The organism is Jiella pacifica (genome assembly GCF_010500815.1).
Lineage (GTDB): Bacteria > Pseudomonadota > Alphaproteobacteria > Rhizobiales > Rhizobiaceae > Jiella > Jiella pacifica.
Genome location: NZ_JAAAMG010000009.1, coordinates 164,112 through 185,595, shown reverse-complemented (window position 1 = coordinate 185,595; position 21,484 = coordinate 164,112). Strand labels below are relative to the sequence as shown.

The window sequence follows — 21,484 nt, the reverse complement described above, 5'->3', positions numbered from 1 at the left end:
CGACGCGTTACAGGCCAACTGGCATTTGGGCCGTCAAGCTTGACGAAGGTCTCGTATCGCAAACCTTCGGCGGCATCTCGTCGCCGTTGCTCGGCCGGCGCGCCAGGAGCGCTGCCGGTTGGATTTCGTGGGGAAGTACATGGCAAACGTCGTGGTCATCGGATCGCAGTGGGGTGACGAAGGAAAAGGCAAGATCGTCGACTGGCTCTCCGAGCGGGCCGACGTCGTCGTGCGTTTCCAGGGTGGCCACAATGCCGGGCACACGCTCGTCGTCGACGGTGTCTCCTACAAGCTGTCGCTCCTGCCTTCGGGCGTCGTGCGCCAGGGCAAGCTCTCCGTCATCGGCAACGGCGTCGTCTTCGACCCGCACGCCTTCGTCGCCGAGCGCAAGCGGCTGACCGAGCAGGGTGTGACGATCGATCCGTCGAGCCTTCGCATCGCCGACAACGCCGCGCTGATCCTGTCGCTGCACCGCGAACTCGACGCCACCCGCGAAAACGCCAATTCGGGCACCAAGATCGGCACGACCGGGCGCGGGATCGGCCCGGCCTACGAGGACAAGGTCGGCCGCCGGGCCATCCGCGTCATGGATCTCGCCCATCCCGAATCCCTGCCTGAGCGGATCGAGCGGCTGCTCGCCCATCACAACGCGCTGCGCCGGGGTCTCGGCCAGGAGGAGATCGACGCCGCGGCGATTCTCGAGGAGCTGACCTCGGTCGCCGGCGAGATCGTGCCCTATATGGACCGGGTGTGGCGGCTGCTCGACGAGCGGCGCAAGGCCGGCGCGCGCATCCTGTTCGAGGGCGCGCAAGGGACGCTTCTCGACATCGATCACGGCACCTACCCCTTCGTCACCTCGTCCAATACCGTGGCCGGCCAGGCGGCGGCGGGGTCCGGTCTCGGACCGGGCAGCCTCGGCTTCGTTCTCGGCATCACCAAGGCCTATACGACGCGGGTCGGCGAGGGGCCGTTTCCGAGCGAACAGGACAACGAGATCGGCCAGTTCCTCGGCGAAAAGGGCCGCGAGTTCGGCACGGTGACGGGGCGCAAGCGCCGCTGCGGCTGGTTCGACGCCGTGCTGGTGCGCCAGGCGGTGGCCATCAACGGCATCGACGGGCTGGCCCTGACCAAACTCGACGTGCTTGACGGGCTCGAGGAAATCAAGGTCGTCACCGGCTACGAACTGGACGGAAGGCGGATAGACTATCTGCCGGCAAGTCTATCCGAGCAGAAGCGCGTCGAACCGATCTACGAAAGCTTCGAAGGCTGGCAGGCGACGACGGCCGGCGCCCGCAGCTGGAGCGACCTGCCGGCCCAGGCGATCAAATATGTCAGGCACATAGAGGAGCTCGTGGCGGCGCCCGTGACGCTGTTGTCGACGTCGCCCGAGCGCGAGGACACAATACTTGTTCGCGATCCGTTTCAGGACTAAAGTCGAAATCGGACGGACTTAATCCACCACGACAAGCGAGTGACTGCATTCCATGGCGGATCTAAGCGGCGTTCTACGCAAGACCATCGACGGCCTTCCGCGCGCCTCGCCGCAAATGCGGGAGAAGGTCTACGAAAAGGCCCGGGCCGCGATCCAGCGTCAGATCGGCGCGGCCAATCCGCCGCTGGCCGAGAACGTCGTGACGGCGCGGCTCGCCGCGCTCGAAGACGCGATCACCCGCACCGAGGAGCACTACGTCGCCCAGGAGGCGGCCGCCGCGGAGCAGGCGGGAGCGTCGACCTCGCCCGCCGCAGCGCAGCCCGCCGCGCCGAAACCGGCTGGCGCCTCGTCACCGCAGCCGGCGCGCCCGCAACCTGACCAGCCATCCGCCGCCCAACCGGCCCAAGTGCCGCAGCCCCAGCCTCCAACGGTGACGCAACCTGCCGCGAATCGGCCGGCGGCGCAGGGCCCGAATCCCGCACAGGTGGCCGCTCCGGCGCCCCAATCACCGCCGGTACGGAAGCCGGAACCCGAACCGGCGAAGGCCGCGCCGGCCCAGCCGCCGCAGGCACGCCCGGCGCCGGAACAAGGACCGCCCAAGGCCGAGCAGGCTCCCACCCAACCGGCGCCGAGGCCGGCGGCTCCCCCGAAGGCCGACCAGCCGGCACCTGCGGCCCCCGCGGCGGCGCAGCGGCCGGGCGATGGCGGCGCAAGCCCGAGGCAGGCGCCGCCGCCACCGGCGCGACCGACGCTTCCCGCGGCGACCATGCCGGGCGCAGCACAAGCGCCTGCCGACGCGCGAGGCGAGGCGGCTGCACCGTTTTTCCCCCCCGAGACAGTGGAACCCGATGCCGGCGATCACCCGCCGGCAATCGGCGCGCCGTTCCTGGTGCCGGAGGAGCGAAGCGCCCGCCGATCCGGCGCCCCGGCATCCGGTCCCGCGGCGCACGAGCCGGCGCGGGACGAGGCGGTCGACGGCGACGACGACCTGCGCGTTCCCCACGACATCCGTCTCGACGACAACGACATTCCGGAGGCGGACGTCAGCGCGCCGCGCTATTCCGCGCGCCGCTCGGGGCGCTCATCCGGCCGCGCCGGCAAGGTCGCTGCGGCGGCTGCCGTCGTGCTGCTGCTCGGTGCCGCGGGCACGGCGGGCTGGATCTATCGCGAAGACATCGAGGCTCTTCTCGTCGCTCCAGCGGATATCGGCACGATCGCCGAGCGGTCCGGCACCGAAACGCCGCCCGCAGCGAACGAGAGCACCACGACCGCGGGCGAGGCGGAGAGTGAGACTGCCTCCGCCGAGGAACCACCGGCATCGACCCGGCGGTTCACGCAGCGGCTTTTGCCGGACGGAACGGAGGTGGACGAGGGACCGGCGCGGAAGACGCCGAATGCCTTCGACGAGGGCACCAACGTCGCTGCGGCGACGAACGTCGACCCGGGCGCGGCACCAGCTGGCGCGACGCCGACGATCTCGAGCGAGATCGGCGAGAACCCGGCCATCGTCGGCGCCGAGGCGCCGGGCGTCGCGACGCCTGAAACCGGTGCGGCCGCGGATGCGGAGAATGCGGACGGCGCGGCGACGGAGCCCGCCGCTTCCACGCCGTCGGACGAGCCGGGCGTCGCCCAGAGCAGCGCCGGCCTGCCCGTCGCTCAGAAGGCCGTATTCTATCAGGAAAAGACCGAGGATCTTCCGGCCACGCAGGAGACCGGAACGGTCGTCTGGTCGCTGGTGGACGAGCCTGGATCGGACGGCTCACCCGCCGAGCCTGCCGTGCGCGCCGTCGTCGACGTGCCGGAAGAGAAGCTCAAGATGACCATGACGATCAAGCGCAATGCCGATTCGACGCTACCGGCCAGCCACGTCATCGAACTGGAATTCGACGTGCCGTCGGACTTTTCCGGTCGCAGCGTCGCCAACGTCCAGCGGCTGGCGCTGAAGGAGACCGAACAGGCGCGGGGCGAGCCGCTGATCGGCGTCGCCGGCAAGATCTCCGACAATTACTTCATCATCGCGCTGAACAATCTCGACCAGGCCGTCCAGAACAATCTCTCGCTGCTCGAGAACCAGAAATGGATCGACATTCCGATCGCCTATCAGAGCGGCCGCAGAGCGCTGATCTCGGTCGAGAAGGGCATTCCGGGCGAACGCGTCGTCAAGGACGCGCTGAAGGCCTGGCAGGCGAAGACGTGATGTGGAGCGGCAAGGAGGCTGACGCGTCCGGCCGCAGAACGCACCACACCGGGCCTCGACGTCGTCTTGATCGCTACCCCACGTGACGTGAGTTGCGAACCGCCCGGGACGAGGGGATCGTAGCCGGGCGGAGGCCCCCAGCAGCCACACATGGCGGCTTGCCACAAACAGGTGCCACCGCCTTGCGGTGCCCGTCTCAGCCGGCTTGCGGGCCGAGCCGTTGCATCAGTGCGATGGCGCCGTGGGGCGCACGGGGTTTCCCGGAGCGGATGAAATAGGTGAAGACGTCACGCGGCGTCTTTTCGGCAGACACCTCCGGATCGGCCTTGCGCAGGTCGCCGGGCTCGCCGCCCGCGGCAAAGGTCTCGAGCCGCTGCGCCCATTCGTCCAGCACGTCGGGATGATAGCAGCTCTCGACGCTCTCGTCGCCGCGCTGCAGCCTCAGATAGACGAAATCGGCGGTGACGTCGGCGATCTGCGGATGGTCGTCGCTGTCGGCGCAGACGATGGCGACGCCGGCCTTGCGGCAGAGTGCGGCGAATTCGGGAACGACGAAGCTCTCGTGGCGCGGCTCGACGACATGGCGAAGCGGGATGCCGCCGGCAGATTTGGGCAGCAGCGCCAGAAAGCCGGCGAAGTCGGCCGGATCGAACTGTTTGGTCGCGGCGAATTGCCAGAGGATCGGGCCGAGATGGTCGCCGAGTTCGGCGATGCCGGAGTTCACGAAGCGCTCGATCGATTCGCCGCCTTCGGCCAGGATCTTGCGATTGACGGCAAAGCGCGGCGCCTTCAGCGAGAAGACGAAGCCCTCCGGCACCTCGCTCGCCCATTTGGCGTAGGTTTCCGGCTTCTGGCTGCGATAGAAGGTGCCGTTGACCTCGATCGTCGTCAGCTTCGAGGCGGCATATTCCAGCTGGCGCTTCTTCGGCAGATCGGCCGGATAGAAGGACTCGTTCCAGGGATCGAAGGTCCAGCCGCCGATGCCGGCGCGGATGGTGCCGCTCATGATCGTCTCCCGATTGTGGTTGGCGGATACGCTCGCTACATTGATGACGTGTCGATGGAGCAGACGATGACGGTCGTCACCATTCAAAAAGCCGAGACAGGCCTGTCCGAACTGCTCAACCGGGTCGAGGCGGGCGAGGAGATCGTGATCGCACGGGGCGACGAACCGGTGGCGAAGCTGGTGCGGGTCGATCCCGCCAAGCCCAAGGTTCGGGGATATGGCGCACTTGCCCATCTGCGCGACAAAATCCCGTCCGACCTGTTTCTCCAGCCGATGTCCGAAGACGAACTGGCGGCTCGGGAAGGCGAGTACTCGTTCCCCGGCGATAATGGCGAGTGAGAGTCCTTCTCGATACTCACGCATTTCTCTGATGGCTCACCGCCGATCCGCATCTCAGCGATTCGGCCAGATCGGCAATCGAGGACATCGAAATGGATCGTTATGTAAGCGCAGTCACGGCCTTCGACCTTGCGAATAAAGTCCGAACTGGGAAGCTGGAGGCTGCGCGGGATATCATTGAGAGGTTCGATGACTTCATTGCGCAAGGCTGTTTCGCCAAATTGGACGTCACCCATTCCCATGCCCTCCTGGCTGGCCAGATGCTCAGGGTTCATAAGGACCCGTTTGACCGTCTTCTCGCCGCGCAGGCGAGGACCGAAGAACTGGCTTTGATTACAGTAGACCAAGCCTTCGACCAGTTTGGTATCACACGACTGTGGTAGGCGCGGATGCCCCAGTGGCGCTGGCGCTGCAGCCTGCAAACGTCACTCCGCCGCCTCCTTCTTCACCCGTGGCCGCCGCTCCAGCAGCTCCTTCATGAACTGCCCCGTATAGGACCGCTCGACCTTGACGATGTCCTCCGGTGTGCCGGTCGCGACGATCTGGCCGCCGCCGTCGCCGCCTTCCGGGCCGATGTCGATCACCCAGTCGGCGGTCTTGATGACCTCGAGATTGTGTTCGATGACCACCACCGTGTTGCCGCGGTCGACGAGGTCGTGCAGCACTTCGAGGAGCTTGGCGACGTCGTGGAAATGCAGGCCGGTCGTCGGTTCGTCGAGGATGTAGAGCGTCTTGCCGGTGGCCTTGCGCGACAGTTCCTTGGCGAGCTTGACCCTTTGGGCCTCGCCACCGGACAGGGTGTTCGCCTGCTGGCCGATCTTGATGTAGCCGAGGCCGACCTCGTTCAGCGTCACCAGCTTGTCGCGAACGACCGGGACGGCGGCGAAGAAGCTCACGCCCTCCTCGACCGTCATGTCGAGGACGTCGGCGATCGACTTTTCCTTGAAGGTGACTTCCAGCGTCTCACGATTGTAGCGCTTGCCCTTGCAGACGTCGCAGGTGACGTAGACGTCGGGCAAAAAATGCATCTCGATCTTGATGACGCCGTCACCCTGGCAGGCCTCGCAGCGCCCGCCCTTGACGTTGAAGGAGAAGCGGCCGGGCTGGTAGCCGCGCGCCTTGGCTTCGGGCAGCGCCGCGAACCAGTCGCGGATCGGGGTGAAGGCGCCGGTATAGGTGGCGGGATTGGAGCGCGGCGTGCGGCCGATCGGCGACTGGTCGATGTCGATGACCTTGTCGAGGAGTTCGAGCCCCTCGATGCGGTCGTGCTCGGCGGGGATGTCACGGCCGTTGGCGATGCGGCGCGACGCCGCCTTGAACAGGGTCTCGATCAGGAAGGTCGACTTGCCGCCGCCGGAGACGCCGGTGACGCAGGAAAACACGCCGAGCGGCAGCTCGGCCGTGACGTTCTTGAGATTGTTGCCGCGCGCGCCGACGACCTTCAGCCGCTTGGCCTTCGCCGCCTTGCGGCGGGTTTCCGGCACCGGCACGCCGAGATCGCCGGACAGGTAGCGGCCGGTGAGCGATTTCGGATGGGCCATGATGTCGCCCGGCGTTCCCGAGGCGATCACCTCGCCGCCGTGGATGCCGGCCGCCGGGCCGATGTCGACGACGTAGTCGGCGGCGAGGATCGCGTCCTCGTCATGCTCGACGACGATGACGGTGTTGCCGATGTCGCGCAGATGCTTCAGCGTGTCGAGCAGGCGGGCGTTGTCGCGCTGGTGCAGGCCGATCGACGGCTCGTCGAGGACGTAGAGCACGCCGGTGAGGCCGGAGCCGATCTGCGAGGCGAGGCGGATGCGCTGGCTCTCGCCGCCGGACAAGGTGCCGGAGGCGCGCGACAGGGTGAGATAATCGAGGCCGACGTCGTTGAGGAAGCGCAGCCGCTCGCGGATCTCCTTGAGGATGCGGACGGCGATCGCGTTCTGCTTGTCGTTCATCGAGGCGGGCAGGGCCTCGAACCAGCCGGCGGCGTCGCGGATCGACAACTGGGTGACCTCGCCGATGTGCCGGCCGGCGATCTTCACGGCCAGCGCCTCGGGCTTCAGCCGGTAGCCGTTGCAGGCCGGGCAGGGCGTCGCCGACATGAAGCGCTCGATCTCCTCGCGCATGAAGGCCGAATCGGTCTCCTTCCAGCGGCGGGCGAGATTGTTGACGACGCCCTCGAAGGTCTTGGTCGTGGTGTAGGAGCGGATCCCGTCCTTGTAGCGGAACTCGATCTTGTCGCGGCCGGTGCCGTAGAGGATCGCGTCCTTCGCCTCGTCCGGGAGTTCCACCCAACGGTCGGTCTGCTTGAAGCCGTAGGCCTGGCCGAGGCCGTCGAGGGTCTGTCCGTAATAGGGCGAGGTGGACTTCGCCCATGGCGCGATGGCGCCGGCCTTCAGGGTCAGCCCTTCGTTCGGGACGATCAGCTTCGGGTCGACCGCCTGCTGCGAGCCGAGGCCGTCGCAGGTCGGGCAGGCGCCGAAGGGATTGTTGAAGGAGAACAGTCGCGGCTCGATCTCGGAAATGGTGAAGCCGGAGACCGGGCAGGCGAATTTTTCCGAGAACAAGAGCCGCTCGTGGGTCTCGTTCTTGCTGCGGTTGGCGCCGGCATCGGCCAGCCGCTCCTTCGGCAGCGGCTTGTCGGCGAATTCGGCGACGGCGAGGCCGTCGGCCAGACCCAGCGCCGTCTCGATCGAATCGGCGAGGCGGGACTTCATGTCTTCGCGCACCACGATTCGGTCGACCACCACGTCGATGTCGTGCTTGTATTTCTTGTCGAGCGCGGGCGCCTCGGCGATCTCGTGGTATTCGCCGTCGATCTTGACCCGCTGGAAGCCCTTGCGCTGCAGCTCGGCCAGCTCCTTGCGATACTCGCCCTTGCGACCGCGGATCATCGGGGCGAGGAGATAGAGCCGCGTGCCGTCCTCCAGCGCCAGCACCCGGTCGACCATCTGGCTGACGGTCTGGCTCTCGATCGGCAGACCGGTAGCCGGCGAATAGGGCACGCCCACTCGGGCGAAGAGCAGCCGCAGATAGTCGTAGATCTCGGTGACCGTGCCGACGGTCGAGCGCGGGTTCTTCGAGGTGGTCTTCTGCTCGATGGAGATGGCCGGGGAGAGGCCGTCGATCTGGTCGACATCCGGCTTCTGCATCATCTCGAGGAACTGCCGGGCATAGGCCGAGAGGCTCTCGACGTAGCGGCGCTGGCCCTCGGCATAGATCGTGTCGAAGGCGAGCGACGACTTGCCCGAGCCCGACAGGCCGGTCATGACGATGAGCCTGTCCCGGGGCAGATCGAGATCGACGCCCTTCAGATTGTGCTCGCGCGCGCCGCGAATGGAAATCGTCTTCAATTCGGCCATGCCGGTCCGTCTACTATCTCTGTCTGAAGGGCAGGCCCCTACTTAAGGCCCGGCCCGCGCGACTCCAAGGCGATGCGTTGGAGAAACGGTTTTTCGCGACTCGCCTCTTGCGTGTTCCTTCTTTGTTCTATAGCGTCCCTGCTGCCGGTGCAAGTGGCTCCGGCAGGCCGAGCATCGGCGGAGGTGAGGGCCGTACGGGACGGCGCGGGGCCTGTCTGGTGCAGGAATGTGGTGCGTCCAAGTTGTCGGGCTCCGCTCTGATGATTGCGTGTCGTGCACAAAATTGGGCTTGCGCGCGGAAGATGGGGATGGGACGGCCCGCCGGCTTTCGCCGGAGCGGGCGCTCGTCTAGGGTCTTGCCAAGTTTTTTCGAAGTTGGAGTTCGATCATGGCGGGAAGCGTCAACAAGGTCATTCTGGTGGGTAATCTCGGTGCCGACCCGGAGATCCGGCGGCTGAATTCCGGCGATGCCGTCGCCAATCTGCGCATCGCCACGTCCGAGACCTGGCGTGACAAGGCGTCTGGCGAACGCCGCGAACGCACCGAATGGCACAACGTCGTGATCTTCAACGAGAACCTCGTGAAGGTCGCGGAGCAGTATCTGAAGAAGGGCTCGACGGTCTATATCGAGGGCCAGCTCCAGACCCGCTCCTGGGACGATCAGTCCGGGCAGAAGAAATACATGACCGAAGTGGTCCTGCAGCGCTTCCGCGGCGAGATGCAGATGTTGGGCGGCCGGGGCGACGGCGGCGAAGGCGGCGGCAGCCGGGGCGGTGGCGGCTATGATCGCGGCGGCGGTGGTGGCGGCGGCGGTTACGATCGCGGCGGCCCCGATCGTGGCGGCGGCGGCAACGATCGCGACTATGGTGGTGGCGGCCGGTCCAACGACCTCGACGACGAGATCCCGTTCTGAGCCCCGTGATCGGGAGCTTGGTGCAGAGAGGCTGAAGCGGCGGAGGCGAGGCGGATGCCGACGAAACCGGTCGTAGCGAGGTCTGCGGCAGCCGTCGCGGTCGTCCGGCGAATGGCGCCGATGATCGCCCTGGCGGCAAGCCTCGCCGTCTCGCCAGTCGGTGGTGCTGCGAGCGCTGCTGCCGCTGCTGGTGCAGCAGGCGAGGACACAGCGACGCCGGGGGCGGAAGCGGCTGCGGTCTCGCAGGTGGAGTGGCCCGCCAAGAACCTGTCGCGGATCGGGGTGGTTTCGGCCTTCGAGCCGGAATGGCAAAGCCTCAAGGCCGACCTCTCCGACGCCGAGACGGTGAGGATCAACGGCGTCGACTTCGTGACGGGCAAGCTCGCCGGCAAGGACGTCGTGCTGTTCCTCAGCGGCGTCAGCATGGTCAACGCAGCGATGACGACGCAGCTGGCGCTCGATCGGTTCGGCATCGAGGCGATCGTCTTTTCGGGGATCGCCGGCGGCGTCGATCCGGCGCTCGACATCGGCGACGTCGTGGTGGCGGACCGCTGGGCGCAATATCTGGAAGCGGTTTTCGCCAGGAAGGATGGCGAGGACTGGAAGCTGCCCTCCTACGCCAAGAGGGCGATGCCCAATCACGGCATGATCTTTCCGCAGCCGGTTGAGGTTCGCTCCAGGCGGGCGGAGACCGCGGAGGAGATTTTCTGGTTCGAGGCCGACGGGACGCTTCTCAATGTGGCACGCCAGGTTGCCGGAAAGGTCGCACTCGAGCGCTGTGCCGGAGAGGCCTGTCTGACGCGGGCGCCGCATGTCGTTGTCGGCGGTTCGGGCGTCTCCGGCCCGGTCTTCGTGGACAATGCCGAGTTCCGGCAATATGTGGCCGAGGCCTTCGACGCTTCGGTGCTCGACATGGAGAGCGCCGCCGTCGCCCATGTCGCCTATGCCAACGCCGTCCCCTTCATCGCCTTTCGCAGCCTCTCCGATCTTGCCGGCGGCGGTGAGGGCGAGAACGAGATGGCGACGTTCTTCGCTCTGGCCTCGGAAAACTCCGCGCGGGTGGTGAAGGCCTTCGTCGCGGCGATGCCGACGGGCGGGAAGTGACGCAAGTCTCCAGCGACGGGCGAGGCGGCGGATGATGGGCGCCCATGCAATGTCGGGATGACACGCCTGAGACGTCGCTCGGCCAAGGGTGGTCCACGGCCGGCCACGGGTGGATGACGCGACACCGAGGACGCGGCAGCGATGCGTGTGAGATTCAACCGGCGGAATGCGTCTCCTGGTCCTCCCGGGCCAGATCGCGATGGCCCGATTGTGACTGCACCTCGACATAGACCTTGCGGACGATGGGAAACCGCTCGCGAATCCGCCGCTCGATCTCGCTGACGAGGGCCTCGATGCGTTGCGAGACGACGCCATCCTGGAAGTCGATGCTCATGGTGAGGAGGACGTCCTGCGGGCCGAGATGGAGGGTCTTGAACTCGTTGATCGCAAGAATTTCCGGGCGGGCGCCGAGCTTCTCGCGGATCAGTGCCTCGATCTCGGGGTCGGCCGTTTCGCCGATCAGAAGGCTCTTCACCTCGATGGCCAGCAGGATCGCCGTGACGCCGAGCAGGAGACCGATGAGGATCGAGCCGATCGCGTCGAAGACGTGGTTTCCGGTCGCCCATGACAGGCCGATGCCGATCGCGGCGATGACGATGCCGATGCATGCCGCCGTGTCCTCGAACAGGACGACGAAAATCGACGGGTCCTTCATGTCGTGAAAGTCGCGCAGCAGGCCCTTGCCGCGTCGCCGGTGCTGGAACTCGCGAAAGGCGATCGACCAGGAATAGCCCTCGAAGCAGAAGGCGAGGAACAGGACGCCCAGCGCGATGAGCGGCGAGGTCAGCTCCGCTTCCCCGGAGACGATGCCGATCACCCCCTCATAGGTCGAGAAGCCGGCGCCGAGGGCAAAGAGGAAGATGGCGACGAGGAAGGACCAGAAATACACTTCGGCGCCGTAGCCGAACGGGTGTTTCTCGTCGGCCGGTTTCTTGGAATGGGCGAGGCCGATCAGGAGAAATCCCTGATTGGCGGTGTCGATCACCGAATGGACGCCCTCGGCGAACATCGACGAGGAGCCGGTGAAGGCGGCGGCGGCGAATTTCGTGACGGCGATGGCGAGATTGGCGCCGGCCGCGGCGATGATGGCGCCCTTGCTGCCCTCGGAGCCGCTTGCGTCATGGCCCCCACGTCCTGCCTTCGCCATTCGTGCTCTCCAAGTCGTGATCGAGGACACAACACGGCAGGCGGCGAAACGTTGCGTTGATTACGTTCTTCGCCGAGCGTTCCGTGACCGGATGACCTCTCGAGCCGTCAGCCAGCCGTGGTCAGCCCGTCGCCCCGGCGGCAAAGCCGCCCGACCGGACGAGTACCGCCGCACCGTCGGCAACGAACTGCACCGCGAGCGCGGCGAGAAGGACGCCGAGGAGGCGGGAGATCACCGCCCGGCTGGTGACGCCAAGAAAGCGGTCCAGCTGGTGGGCGACGGCGAGAAAGGCGAAGGTCGCGGCGACGGCGACGAATATCACGCCGAGCAACGCGGCCGTGCCGACGACGCCCGGAAGATTGCCGGACAGCAGGATCACCGCCGAAATCGCGCCGGGACCGGCCATCAGCGGGATCGCCAGGGGGAATGCTGCGACGTCGTGGCCATCGGTATCCTCGACCGCCTGGCTGGCGCTTTTCTGCTTGCGCTCCGAGCGCCGCTCGAAGACCAGTTCGAAGCCGATCCAGAAGAGGAACAGGCCGCCGGCGATGCGGAAGGCGCCGAGAGTGATGCCCAGCACCTCGAGCAGCGCCAGGCCGGTGAGCCCGAAGAGGGCGAGGATGGCGAAGGAAATAATCGAGGCTCGCAGCGCGATGGCGCTGCGCTCGGTGGAACTCGCTCCCGGAGTCAAGGCGAGGAAGAGCGGGACCAGCCCGAACGGATCGAGGATCACGAAGAGCGTGACGAAGCCATTGAGGAGGATGTCGAACATTCGCTCGAGCCCCGTTCCGGAAGTGGTGAGCCCGGCGTAACAGCTTCCTGGCGAACGGGCTAGGCGCAGGTATCCCGCGCCGCGCGAAGCGGCGATTCGCCCGTCACGGCCCGCCGGCACCCGGCGAACACACAGCTTTTGCGGGTTTCTTTGGCGCTGCTCACAAGCGATTGATTTCGATGGACGTTTCGTCCCTTCGCGGCACCCGCGTCATTTGCGCTCGCGGCCCTGCCGCGCTATAGCGAAGCGAGCAAATTCCCGCTGATCAGGACCTCTCTTGGCAGACGAAAACGACAAGACACCGCCGCCGCCCCCGCCTTCCGGGTCTGGCAGCGGAATCGACACGATCTCCATCATCGACGAGATGCAGCGCAGCTATCTCGATTACGCCATGAGCGTGATCGTCTCGCGTGCGCTGCCGGACGTCCGCGACGGTCTGAAGCCGGTGCATCGGCGCATTCTCTACGCGATGCACGAGATGGGGCTGAACTCCACCAAGTCCTACCGCAAGTCCGCCGGCGTCGTCGGCGAGGTGATGGGTAAGTTCCATCCCCATGGTGACTCGGCCATCTACGATTCCCTCGTGCGCATGGCGCAGGACTGGTCGCTGCGCGCACCGCTGATCGACGGACAGGGCAATTTCGGCTCGATCGACGGCGATCCGCCGGCGGCGATGCGCTACACCGAGTGCCGGCTGCAGAAGATCGCCGACCCGATGCTCGAGGACATCGACAAGGAAACCGTCAATTTCCAGGAGAATTACGACGGCCGCGAGATGGAGCCGGTCGTCCTGCCGGCGCGCTTCCCCAACCTCCTCGCCAACGGCTCCGGCGGCATTGCCGTCGGCATGGCGACCAACATCCCGCCCCACAATCTCGGCGAGGTCATCGACGGCACCGTCGCGATGATCGACAATCCGGCGATCACGCTGGACGAGTTGATGGAGCACATCCCGGGCCCGGACTTCCCGACAGGCGCGCTGGTGCTCGGTAGGGCGGGCATCTATTCGGCCTATTCGACCGGCCGCGGCTCGATCCTGATGCGCGGCAAAGTGCATGTGGAGACGGTGCGCGGCGAGCGCGAGGCGATCATCGTCACCGAGGTTCCCTATCAGGTGAACAAGGCCTCGATGATCGAGAAGATGGCCGAGCTGGTGCGCGACAAGCGCATCGAGGGCATCTCCGACATCCGCGACGAATCCGACCGCGAGGGCTACCGGGTGGTCGTCGAGCTGAAGCGCGACGCTTCGTCCGACGTCGTTCTCAACCAGCTCTATCGCTTCACCCCGCTGCAGACCTCCTTCGGCGCCAACATGGTGGCGCTGAACGGCGGCAAGCCGGAGCAGTTGACGCTGTCCGACATGTTGTCGGCCTTCGTCGCCTTCCGCGAGGAGGTGGTGAACCGGCGGACGAAATACCTGCTGCGCAAGGCGCGCGAGCGCGCCCACGTGCTGGTGGGCCTCGCCATCGCGGTCGCCAACATCGACGAGGTCATCAAGCTGATCCGCCAGGCGCCGGACCCGGCGACGGCGCGCGAGCAGCTGATGACGCGCGAGTGGGACGCCAAGGACGTCGCCCCGCTGATCCGGCTGATCGACGATCCGCGCCACCGCATCACCGAGGAGGGCACCTATCGTCTCTCCGAGGCGCAGGCCCGCGCGATCCTCGATCTGCGCCTGCAGCGCCTGACGGCGCTCGGCCGCGACGAGATCGGCGACGAATTGAACAAGATCGGCGCCGAGATCCGCGAATATCTCGAGATCCTCTCCTCGCGGACCAAGGTGCGCGAGATCATCAAGGCCGAACTGATCGCCATCCGCGACGAGTTCGCGACGCCCCGCCGCACCCAGCTCACCGAGGGCGCGGCGGACATGGAGGACGAAGACCTCATCCCGCGCGAGGACATGGTCGTCACCGTCAGCCATGGCGGCTACATCAAGCGCGTGCCGCTCGGCACCTATCGGGCGCAGCGTCGCGGCGGCAAGGGCCGCTCGGGCATGTCGCTCAAGAACGACGAGGATTCGGTGACGCGGCTGTTCGTCGCCAACACCCACACCGCCGTCCTGTTCTTCTCTTCGCGCGGCATCGTCTACAAGGAGAAGGTCTGGCGGCTGCCGCTGGCGACGCCGCAATCGCGCGGCAAGGCGCTGATCAATCTCCTGCCGCTGGAGAAAGGCGAGCGGATCACCTCGATCCTGCCGCTGCCGAGCGACATGGACGCTGCCGAGCGGCTGAACGTCATGTTCGCGACCACCCGCGGCACGGTCCGGCGCAACAAGCTGTCGGATTTCGTCCAGGTGAACCGCAACGGCAAGATCGCCATGAAGCTCGACGAGGAGGGCGACGAGATCCTCGCCGTCGCGACTTGCAGCGAAGACGACGACGTGCTTCTCACCGCCACGTCGGGCCAGTGCATCCGCTTCCCGACGACGGATGTGCGCGTCTTTGCCGGCCGCAATTCCGTCGGCGTCAGGGGCATCTCGCTGGGCGAGGGCGAGACGGTCGTTTCGATGGCGATCCTCAGGCATGTCGACGCGACGCCCGCCGAGCGCGCCTCCTATCTGAAGATGCGCCGGGCCGTCGATTACGACGCCGGCGCCGATCAGAACGGTGAGACACCGGCGGTCGAGGAGGAGGGCGTCGAGGACGTCGCCCTCAGCCCGGAACGCTACGGCGAACTCGGCGCGCGGGAGGAATTCATCCTGACGATCAGCGAGTTCGGCTACGGCAAGCGCTCTTCGTCCTACGAATTCCGCACTTCCGGACGCGGCGGCAAGGGCATCCGCGCCACCGACACCAACCGGCTCGACAAACTCGGCCAGCTGGTCGCCGGCTTCCCGGTGGAGCGCGAGGACCAGCTGCTGCTGGTCACCGATCGCGGCCAGGTGATCCGGGTGCCGATCGAAGGCATCGGCATGAAGGGCCGGGCAACCGGCGGCGTCACGATCTTCCGAACTGCGGATGGCGAACGCGTCGTCTCGGTCGAGCGCATTCCCGACCAGGGAGCGGACGAGGCCGGTGAGGCTGAGGAGGACGTGACCGATCTTAGTGCCGTTCCTGAGGATGGCGGCCCGGAGGATGGCGGCAGCGCGGCGCCGGACGTCGATCCCGATGCTTCTGAAGAAGACGGGCCCGAGGATCCGCAGGGCTGATCAAGCACGGCCGATCCGAAGACGACAGGCTCGAAACGACGAAAGGCCATTCCGCGGCAATGCGGAATGGCCTTTTGGTTATCAGACTGTGGTTGTTGCGCGCCTACCGCCGGCAGGCTCCACCACTCGCGCCGGCCGTTACAAACCGATGCTCGTCAAGATGACGGGCAAAGAGTGTGGGCGGATGGATAGGAGGGAGCACCCACACCGAAACGCGACAGATCTTCGACACATAAAAGCGAGAGATCTCCCGAAAGTCGCGGGCAAAGATGGTGCATGGTATCGACGAACGTAACAGCGGCCTCGGTACCGCTGGTAATTCGTTTGATCGCCACGGACGGCGTCGTGGCGATGATGCGGTTTTCTTTCCCAAGCCAATGGGCTCGGCTAATTATCGGACGGTTCGACGCCTCAGCGGCGGCCGACGCCGAAACCGGAGCGGCTCTTGGCCAGAACTTTTACCCGGGCATCCTGGCGTTCTTCGTTGAGCGCGATGGCAGTCGCCGTCACGAGGGTCACGATCATGGTCATCGACAAGGCGATCATCAGCATTTGCGCATCTCCATTTTGACCCTCAAACTGCCGAAGGATGCAATTCGTTCCAAGTTTTAGCGACTGCGTGCCATGACGGGGTTGCTTGCCGACACGCAGACACATTCATCATCCGGCCGCGGACCTCATGAAAGTGTATATGCGGCTCGTCGGATGCCAATAAAATTCCGTCTTTGATGCGCAACTCGGCGTGATGAGGAGTGAGACATGACTAGACGGGCGTTTTATCCGGGATCCTTCGATCCGATGACCAACGGTCACCTGGCCGTGTTGGAGCAGGCTATGCGGCTGTTCGACGAGGTCGTCGTGGCGATCGGCGTCCACCCCGGCAAGACGCCGCTGTTTTCCTTCGACGAGCGAGCGGATCTGATTCGGCAGGCGGTCGTCGGCATAGACACTGCAGCCGCCGTCACGGTCGTCTCCTTCGACGGCCTCGTCGTCGAGGCGGCGCGCGAGGCGGGCGCGGTGGCGCTGGTGCGGGGCGTACGCGACGGCACCGACCTCGACTACGAGATGCAGATGGCCGGGATGAACGGCGCGATGCGCCCGGAGATCGTGACGCTGTTTTTCCCCGCGACTCCGCAGACGAGGCCTATTACCGCCACATTGGTTCGCCAGATCGCGGCCATGGGCGGGGATGTTTCGCGTTTCGTTCCGGCCCATGTCGCGACGGCGATCAGGGGGAAACGCAGTCCGCGCTAGCGGACCGGACATCGATTGGGGTGACAGAATGAAACTCTTCGCAACGCTCGGCCTTGCGGCCGCGATCTCGATTGCCGCCATGCCGGCCTTTTCGCAAGGCTCGGCCGATCCGGAAAACACGCTGGTGATCACGACCAAGGACGGCGAAATCGACATCCAGCTGCGGCCGGATCTGGCGCCGGAGCACGTCGAGCGGATCAAGGAACTCGCCCGCGAGAAGGCCTATGACGACGTCGTCTTCCACCGGGTGATCGACGGCTTCATGGCGCAGACCGGCGACGTCGCATTCGGCAAGGAAGGCGCCGCGGGCTTCGATCCGAGCCGGGCCGGCATGGGCGGATCCGACAAGCCGGACCTCAAGGCCGAGTTCTCGCAGGAGACCTTCGATCGCGGCACGGTCGGCATGGCCCGGTCGCAGGACCCGAATTCCGCCAATTCGCAGTTCTTCATCATGCTCGCCGACGGCGACTTCCTCGATGGTCAGTATACCGTCGTCGGCGACGTCGTCGAAGGCATGGATGTCGTGGACAAGATCAAGAAGGGCGACGCTCAGGCGAACGGCGCCGTCGACAAACCCGACAAGATGCTGAGCGTCCGCGTCGCGGCTGACGAAAAATAGGCTGGCCGTCGAAGGGCGGATCGGGCTTTGCGTGAGGGCGAGGCGTCGCAGACGTTAGGGCTCTTCCCCTTGCACGTTGGGGCAAAAACCCCCAAACAGCCGCCATGAGCAGCCGGGGCGCATCGACGCCCCCGCAACCGCAACGGCAAAAAGGACGACACATTGGCTTACGAAAACCCCGAAGACACGCTCGTTTTGGAAACCACCAAGGGCAAGGTGGTGATCAAGCTTCGGCCGGATCTCGCGCCGAACCACGTGGCGCGGGTCAAGGAACTCGCGCGCGAAGGCTTCTACGACGGCGTCGTCTTCCACCGTGTGATCGACGGCTTCATGGCGCAGACCGGCGATCCGACGGGCACCGGCAGCGGCGGTTCGGACAAGCCGGACCTCAAGGCCGAGTTCTCCGACGAGTCGCACAAGCGCGGCACCGTCTCGGCGGCGCGTACCGCCAATCCGAATTCGGCCAATTCGCAGTTCTTCATCTGCTTTACCGACGCACCCTGGCTGAACAAGCAGTATTCGGTCTGGGGCGAGGTGATCGAGGGTATGGACGTCGTCGACACGATCAAGCGCGGCGAGCCGGTGCGCGATCCCGATGCCATCACCACCATGCGCGTGGCAGCCGACCTTTAGGGCAGTCCGCTCGCGTCATCATGGCCGGATGGCGCCGACTGGTGCCGTCGCCGTCGAAGATGATGCGTCGCTGAGAGCGCGAAGACATGCGCGTCGATCTTTTCGATTTCGAACTGCCGGAGGAGCGGATTGCGCTCCGGCCCGCCGTGCCGCGCGAAGCGGCGCGGCTTTTGCACGTCGGTGCTGCCGGCATGCTGGCCGACCGTCATGTCCGCGACCTGCCCGAACTGCTCGGCCCAGGCGATATCCTCGTCTTCAACGATACGAAAGTCATTCCCGCACGGCTGACCGGCCTGCGTCGCCGAGAAGGCTCGGTCGACGGCGAGGGCGTGGCGCGGATCGAGGCGACGCTGCACATGCGGCTTTCGCCCGAGCGGTGGAAAGCGTTCGTCCGTCCCGCCAAGCGGGTGAAGATCGGTGACCGGATCGTCTTCGGCGCCGAGCGGGAGACAGCCTGCGCCTTGTCGAGCCTCGTCGGCGTCGTTGAAGAGCGCGGCGAGGGCGGCGAGGCGACCCTCCGCTTTGAGTTCTCGGGACCGGTGCTCGACGAGGCGATCGCCGCGGTCGGCCATATTCCGCTGCCGCCCTACATCGCCTCGAAGCGGCCCGAGGACGAGGCCGACCGGCGCGACTACCAGACGATGTTCGCGCGCGAGAGCGGCGCCGTCGCCGCGCCGACGGCGGGGCTGCATTTCACGCCGGAGCTGATGGACCGGATGGCGGCGCGCGGCGTCGGCACCGCCTTCCTGACGCTACATGTCGGGGCGGGGACCTTTCTGCCGGTGAAGGCCGAGGACACCGGCGCCCACAAGATGCATGCCGAGATCGGCCATGTGGACGAAGCGACGGCCGAGCGGCTGAACACGGCGCGGCGCGAAGGCGGACGGATCGTCGCGGTCGGCACGACGTCGCTGCGGCTGCTCGAAAGCGCGGCAGGCGAGGACGGAGTGATCCGGCCTTTTTCCGGGCCGACAGACATCTTCATCACGCCGGGCTACCGGTTCCGCGCCGTCGACCGGCTAATGACCAATTTCCACCTGCCGCGCTCGACGCTGTTCATGCTGGTCTCGGCCTTTTCCGGACTTCCCACGATGCAGGCGGCCTATGCCCATGCGATCAAAAGCGGATACAGATTTTACTCCTATGGAGACGCCTGCCTGCTCGAGCGGGCGGACGGCTGACTGCGGGATCTGAGAGCGCAAGGCAGAGCATGCCGCGACGATGGTGCCGCCCACACGAAAAACGGGGCCTTGCGGCCCCGTCCTCACGTCTCGGACCAGCATCCGGACCGTCTCAGTCGATGATCTTCACGATGTTTCGGTTCTCGTCGACCAGGACGGTGTGCCCGTCAACGACAGCATATTCATAAGGTCCAACGTCGTCCGGCAGGCGGTAGAGCGGGACCGGCTCCGGCAGCGGGGTGCCGACCGTGACCGTGTAGCCATCCGGCGCAGGCACCGATTCGCGCCGCTCCTTGGTGACATAGGTCTGGATCGTACCGTAGTCGGGGTCGGTCGTCTCGACGGTCGTGGTAGTGGTGGTCGTCGTCTGGGCAAGAGCGGCGACGGGTGCGCCAAGCGCCAGTGCGGCAACGAGGAGAAGGCGTTTCATCCTATTGGTTCCTTTCGGATTTCGTCCCGGCCCGAAAACTCCGTCAATGCCATTCCCGTTCCCACGGCCTGATCGCGTATCGTTTTGCTTCGCAACAATTCTCGAGGCACAGCCTCGGGGCCATACCGAAACAGGGCATCGGCAGCCCGACCATCGGGAGACGAGGCGCGTTGCCAGCAGCTGCCGAGCGCGCTACCGGATGCCGGCCATGACAGAACGCTTTTCCTTTCGCCTTTCCACCACCGACGGCAAAGCCCGCCGCGGTGAGATCACCATGCCTCGTGGGACGGTGCGTACGCCGGCCTTCATGCCGGTCGGGACCGCCGGCACGGTCAAGGCGATGTATCTCGATCAGGTGCGCGAGCTCGGCGCCGACATCATCCTCGGCAATGTCTACCACCTGATGCTCCGGCCGGGCGCCGAGCGGGTGGCGCGGCTCGGCGGCCTGCACGAATTTGCCCGCTGGCCGCATCCGATCCTGACCGATTCCGGGGGCTTCCAGGTGATGTCGCTCGCCGCTCTGAGGAAGCTCGACGAGAAGGGCGTGACGTTCCGCTCTCACGTCGACGGGTCGGTCCATGCGCTGACGCCGGAGCGCTCGATCGAGATCCAGGGTCTGCTCGATTCGGACATCCAGATGCAGCTCGACGAGTGCATCCGCCTGCCGGCGGAGCGGGCCGAGATCGAGCGGGCGATGGAGCTTTCGCTGCGCTGGGCGGAGCGTTGCAAGATCGCCTTCGGGGAGCAGCCGGGCAAGGCGATGTTCGGCATCGTCCAGGGCGGCACCGAGATCGACCTGCGCCAGCGTTCGGCGGCGGGCCTGTCGGCGATGGATCTCAAGGGCTACGCCGTCGGCGGGCTGGCGGTCGGCGAGCCGCAGGACGTCATGCTGACGACCCTCGATGAGACGCTTCCCGTCCTGCCGCAGGACAAGCCGCGCTATCTGATGGGCGTCGGCACGCCCGACGATATCATCCAGTCGGTGGCGCGGGGGATCGACATGTTCGACTGCGTGATGCCGACGCGGGCGGGGCGGCACGGCCTCGCCTATACGCGGCGCGGCAAGATCAACCTGAAGAACGCCCGCCATGCCGAGGATCATCGTCCGCTCGACGAGGAATCGGGCTGCCCGGCGGCCCGCGACTATTCGCGGGCCTATCTGCACCACCTGGTGCGGTCGGACGAATCCCTCGGCGGCATGCTGCTCACCTGGAACAATCTCGCCTATTACCAGCAGCTGATGGCCGGCATCCGCGCCGCGATCGAGGCAGGGCGCTATTCCGATTTCATGGCCGAGACCAGCGAAGCCTGGGCAAAGGGCGACCTGCCGCCGCTCGGCTGACGCTGTCGCGCCTGCCGCAGCTCAGCGTGGATAGGATCCATCAGACCGCGACGTCGTCGCCCTTGCGCAAAGAGCAGCCGGTGATCTTCATCGAACCGTCCGGCTGGCGCTGGAGCGTATAGCTGGCGATCCAGCTCTTGCCCTTGCGGTCGGTCAGGTGAACCTCCTGGCGAAAGCCGCTGCCCTCGGGCTTCAGCGCGCCGAAGACGGCGCTCTCGGAGCGATAGACCGGATCGTAGGCGGACTGGACCATGCCCATGAACTGGCCGGGGCTCGGAAACATCGTCTGGATGTTCGGCGCGGCATAGGAATAGGCCTCGGCGCCGTTGCCGGCGTTGAAGGCTCCGAGCTGGGCGGAGATCGTCGCCTGGATGTCGCCGGCATCGTCGGCCCGGGCGGCAAGCGGCGCGGCGAAGACGAGGGCGGCGCAAAGAACGAGGGTGGAGGCGGATTTCATCGGCAATTCTCCGGTGGTCTGGACCGGGAGGAGAATCGCTCATCTCGTCGGCGCGAAAACCTCCCGCCGGGTCAATTGCACGTGATGGTGTTCGGCGCGGAGGCGCGGGGGCCGCGCCTGGCGCCAGCCGGCGCTTTGGTTGGCCGCGGTTCGGCCGAGA

17 protein-coding genes and 2 pseudogenes are annotated in these 21,484 nt (G+C 66.1%); 12 read left to right on the top strand and 7 right to left on the bottom strand.

Going from position 1 to position 21,484, the window contains the following annotated elements; genetic code table 11:
• Positions 1–139 precede the first annotated feature (139 nt).
• Both GTK09_RS13110 and GTK09_RS13105 read left to right on the top strand, forming a co-directional pair.
• Positions 140–1,432, top strand: coding sequence for an adenylosuccinate synthase (locus tag GTK09_RS13110; RefSeq protein ID WP_163463616.1), 1,293 nt, complete (start codon positions 140–142; stop codon positions 1,430–1,432).
• A 52-nt stretch (positions 1,433–1,484) separates the two neighbouring features.
• Positions 1,485–3,629 carry a hypothetical protein gene (locus tag GTK09_RS13105; RefSeq protein ID WP_163463615.1) on the top strand — a complete coding sequence of 715 codons (2,145 nt, stop codon included), beginning with the start codon at positions 1,485–1,487 and terminating at the stop codon, positions 3,627–3,629.
• Positions 3,630–3,825: 196 nt separating this feature from the next.
• On the opposite strand, the gene GTK09_RS13100 is transcribed toward GTK09_RS13105, so the two are convergent.
• A complete protein-coding gene (locus tag GTK09_RS13100) occupies positions 3,826–4,635 on the bottom strand; it encodes a DUF72 domain-containing protein (RefSeq protein ID WP_163463614.1) in 810 nt (269 codons plus the stop codon).
• 66 nt (positions 4,636–4,701) lie between these two features.
• Between GTK09_RS13100 and GTK09_RS13095 the strand changes: the two genes are divergently transcribed.
• A complete protein-coding gene (locus GTK09_RS13095) occupies positions 4,702–4,974 on the top strand; it encodes a type II toxin-antitoxin system Phd/YefM family antitoxin (protein WP_163463613.1) in 273 nt (90 codons plus the stop codon).
• Positions 4,975–5,021: 47 nt separating this feature from the next.
• Positions 5,022–5,357, top strand: a pseudogene (locus GTK09_RS13090) (type II toxin-antitoxin system VapC family toxin); the annotation flags it as partial.
• A 42-nt stretch (positions 5,358–5,399) separates the two neighbouring features.
• Here GTK09_RS13090 and uvrA read toward each other — a convergent pair.
• Positions 5,400–8,321, bottom strand: a complete 2,922-nt coding sequence (gene uvrA, locus GTK09_RS13085) for an excinuclease ABC subunit UvrA (protein WP_163463612.1) — start codon at positions 8,319–8,321, stop codon at positions 5,400–5,402.
• A gap of 388 nt (positions 8,322–8,709) precedes the next feature.
• On the opposite strand from uvrA, the gene ssb reads away from it, so the two are divergent.
• On the top strand, positions 8,710–9,234 hold the full coding sequence (gene ssb / locus GTK09_RS13080) for a single-stranded DNA-binding protein (protein WP_203561012.1): 525 nt from the start codon (positions 8,710–8,712) through the stop codon (positions 9,232–9,234).
• A gap of 54 nt (positions 9,235–9,288) precedes the next feature.
• Positions 9,289–10,338 (top strand): 5'-methylthioadenosine/S-adenosylhomocysteine nucleosidase, encoded by a 1,050-nt coding sequence (locus tag GTK09_RS13075; protein WP_203561011.1) that lies wholly within the window; start codon positions 9,289–9,291, stop codon positions 10,336–10,338.
• Positions 10,339–10,492: 154 nt separating this feature from the next.
• On the opposite strand, the gene GTK09_RS13070 is transcribed toward GTK09_RS13075, so the two are convergent.
• Together GTK09_RS13070 and GTK09_RS13065 are read right to left on the bottom strand one after the other, a co-directional pair.
• On the bottom strand, positions 10,493–11,485 hold the full coding sequence (locus GTK09_RS13070; RefSeq protein WP_163463611.1) for a cation diffusion facilitator family transporter: 993 nt from the start codon (positions 11,483–11,485) through the stop codon (positions 10,493–10,495).
• Positions 11,486–11,606: 121 nt separating this feature from the next.
• Positions 11,607–12,257 carry a MarC family protein gene (locus GTK09_RS13065; RefSeq protein ID WP_163463610.1) on the bottom strand — a complete coding sequence of 217 codons (651 nt, stop codon included), beginning with the start codon at positions 12,255–12,257 and terminating at the stop codon, positions 11,607–11,609.
• 364 nt (positions 12,258–12,621) lie between these two features.
• Here GTK09_RS13065 and gyrA point away from each other — a divergent pair.
• Positions 12,622–15,253: pseudogene (gyrA, locus tag GTK09_RS13060) on the top strand (DNA gyrase subunit A); the annotation flags it as partial.
• Between the two features lie 566 nt (positions 15,254–15,819).
• On the opposite strand, the gene GTK09_RS13055 reads toward gyrA, so the two are convergent.
• Positions 15,820–15,960 carry a hypothetical protein gene (locus GTK09_RS13055; RefSeq protein ID WP_163463608.1) on the bottom strand — a complete coding sequence of 47 codons (141 nt, stop codon included), beginning with the start codon at positions 15,958–15,960 and terminating at the stop codon, positions 15,820–15,822.
• Positions 15,961–16,167: 207 nt separating this feature from the next.
• Between GTK09_RS13055 and coaD the strand changes: the two genes are divergently transcribed.
• The 4 genes from coaD (at position 16,168) to queA (ending at position 19,095) form a co-directional block, all read left to right on the top strand.
• Positions 16,168–16,662, top strand: coding sequence for a pantetheine-phosphate adenylyltransferase (gene coaD / locus GTK09_RS13050; RefSeq protein ID WP_163463607.1), 495 nt, complete (start codon positions 16,168–16,170; stop codon positions 16,660–16,662).
• Between the two features lie 28 nt (positions 16,663–16,690).
• Positions 16,691–17,281: a peptidylprolyl isomerase gene (locus GTK09_RS13045; protein ID WP_163463606.1), complete on the top strand. Its 591-nt coding sequence runs from the start codon at positions 16,691–16,693 to the stop codon at positions 17,279–17,281.
• A gap of 162 nt (positions 17,282–17,443) precedes the next feature.
• Entirely contained in the window at positions 17,444–17,914 is a 471-nt protein-coding gene (locus GTK09_RS13040) for a peptidylprolyl isomerase (protein WP_163463605.1), read from the top strand.
• 86 nt (positions 17,915–18,000) lie between these two features.
• Positions 18,001–19,095, top strand: coding sequence for a tRNA preQ1(34) S-adenosylmethionine ribosyltransferase-isomerase QueA (queA, locus tag GTK09_RS13035; protein WP_163463604.1), 1,095 nt, complete (start codon positions 18,001–18,003; stop codon positions 19,093–19,095).
• Between the two features lie 112 nt (positions 19,096–19,207).
• Here queA and GTK09_RS13030 read toward each other — a convergent pair whose 3' ends face one another.
• Positions 19,208–19,525, bottom strand: coding sequence for a DUF1236 domain-containing protein (locus tag GTK09_RS13030; protein WP_163463603.1), 318 nt, complete (start codon positions 19,523–19,525; stop codon positions 19,208–19,210).
• Between the two features lie 208 nt (positions 19,526–19,733).
• Between GTK09_RS13030 and tgt the strand changes: the two genes are divergently transcribed.
• Positions 19,734–20,867, top strand: a complete 1,134-nt coding sequence (gene tgt / locus GTK09_RS13025; protein ID WP_163463602.1) for a tRNA guanosine(34) transglycosylase Tgt — start codon at positions 19,734–19,736, stop codon at positions 20,865–20,867.
• A 40-nt stretch (positions 20,868–20,907) separates the two neighbouring features.
• On the opposite strand, the gene GTK09_RS13020 is transcribed toward tgt, so the two are convergent.
• Complete coding sequence (locus GTK09_RS13020; RefSeq protein WP_163463601.1) at positions 20,908–21,324, bottom strand: DUF4864 domain-containing protein; 417 nt, start codon at positions 21,322–21,324, stop codon at positions 20,908–20,910.
• Positions 21,325–21,484: the final 160 nt, after the last annotated feature.

Excerpts from the sequence above, each read along its gene's own strand:
- coaD (WP_163463607.1), top strand. The coding sequence starts at position 16,168 with ATGACTAGACGGGCGTTTTATCCGGGATCCTTCGATCCGATGACCAAC.
- GTK09_RS13055 (WP_163463608.1), bottom strand. The coding sequence starts at position 15,960 with ATGCTGATGATCGCCTTGTCGATGACCATGATCGTGACCCTCGTGACG.
- uvrA (WP_163463612.1), bottom strand. The coding sequence starts at position 8,321 with ATGGCCGAATTGAAGACGATTTCCATTCGCGGCGCGCGCGAGCACAAT.
- queA (WP_163463604.1), top strand. The coding sequence starts at position 18,001 with ATGCGCGTCGATCTTTTCGATTTCGAACTGCCGGAGGAGCGGATTGCG.
- GTK09_RS13110 (WP_163463616.1), top strand. The coding sequence starts at position 140 with ATGGCAAACGTCGTGGTCATCGGATCGCAGTGGGGTGACGAAGGAAAA.
- GTK09_RS13100 (WP_163463614.1), bottom strand. The coding sequence starts at position 4,635 with ATGAGCGGCACCATCCGCGCCGGCATCGGCGGCTGGACCTTCGATCCC.
- GTK09_RS13030 (WP_163463603.1), bottom strand. The coding sequence starts at position 19,525 with ATGAAACGCCTTCTCCTCGTTGCCGCACTGGCGCTTGGCGCACCCGTC.
- ssb (WP_203561012.1), top strand. The coding sequence starts at position 8,710 with ATGGCGGGAAGCGTCAACAAGGTCATTCTGGTGGGTAATCTCGGTGCC.
- GTK09_RS13065 (WP_163463610.1), bottom strand. The coding sequence starts at position 12,257 with ATGTTCGACATCCTCCTCAATGGCTTCGTCACGCTCTTCGTGATCCTC.
- tgt (WP_163463602.1), top strand. The coding sequence starts at position 19,734 with ATGACAGAACGCTTTTCCTTTCGCCTTTCCACCACCGACGGCAAAGCC.
- GTK09_RS13020 (WP_163463601.1), bottom strand. The coding sequence starts at position 21,324 with ATGAAATCCGCCTCCACCCTCGTTCTTTGCGCCGCCCTCGTCTTCGCC.
- GTK09_RS13105 (WP_163463615.1), top strand. The coding sequence starts at position 1,485 with ATGGCGGATCTAAGCGGCGTTCTACGCAAGACCATCGACGGCCTTCCG.
- GTK09_RS13095 (WP_163463613.1), top strand. The coding sequence starts at position 4,702 with ATGACGGTCGTCACCATTCAAAAAGCCGAGACAGGCCTGTCCGAACTG.
- GTK09_RS13075 (WP_203561011.1), top strand. The coding sequence starts at position 9,289 with ATGCCGACGAAACCGGTCGTAGCGAGGTCTGCGGCAGCCGTCGCGGTC.
- GTK09_RS13045 (WP_163463606.1), top strand. The coding sequence starts at position 16,691 with ATGAAACTCTTCGCAACGCTCGGCCTTGCGGCCGCGATCTCGATTGCC.
- GTK09_RS13070 (WP_163463611.1), bottom strand. The coding sequence starts at position 11,485 with ATGGCGAAGGCAGGACGTGGGGGCCATGACGCAAGCGGCTCCGAGGGC.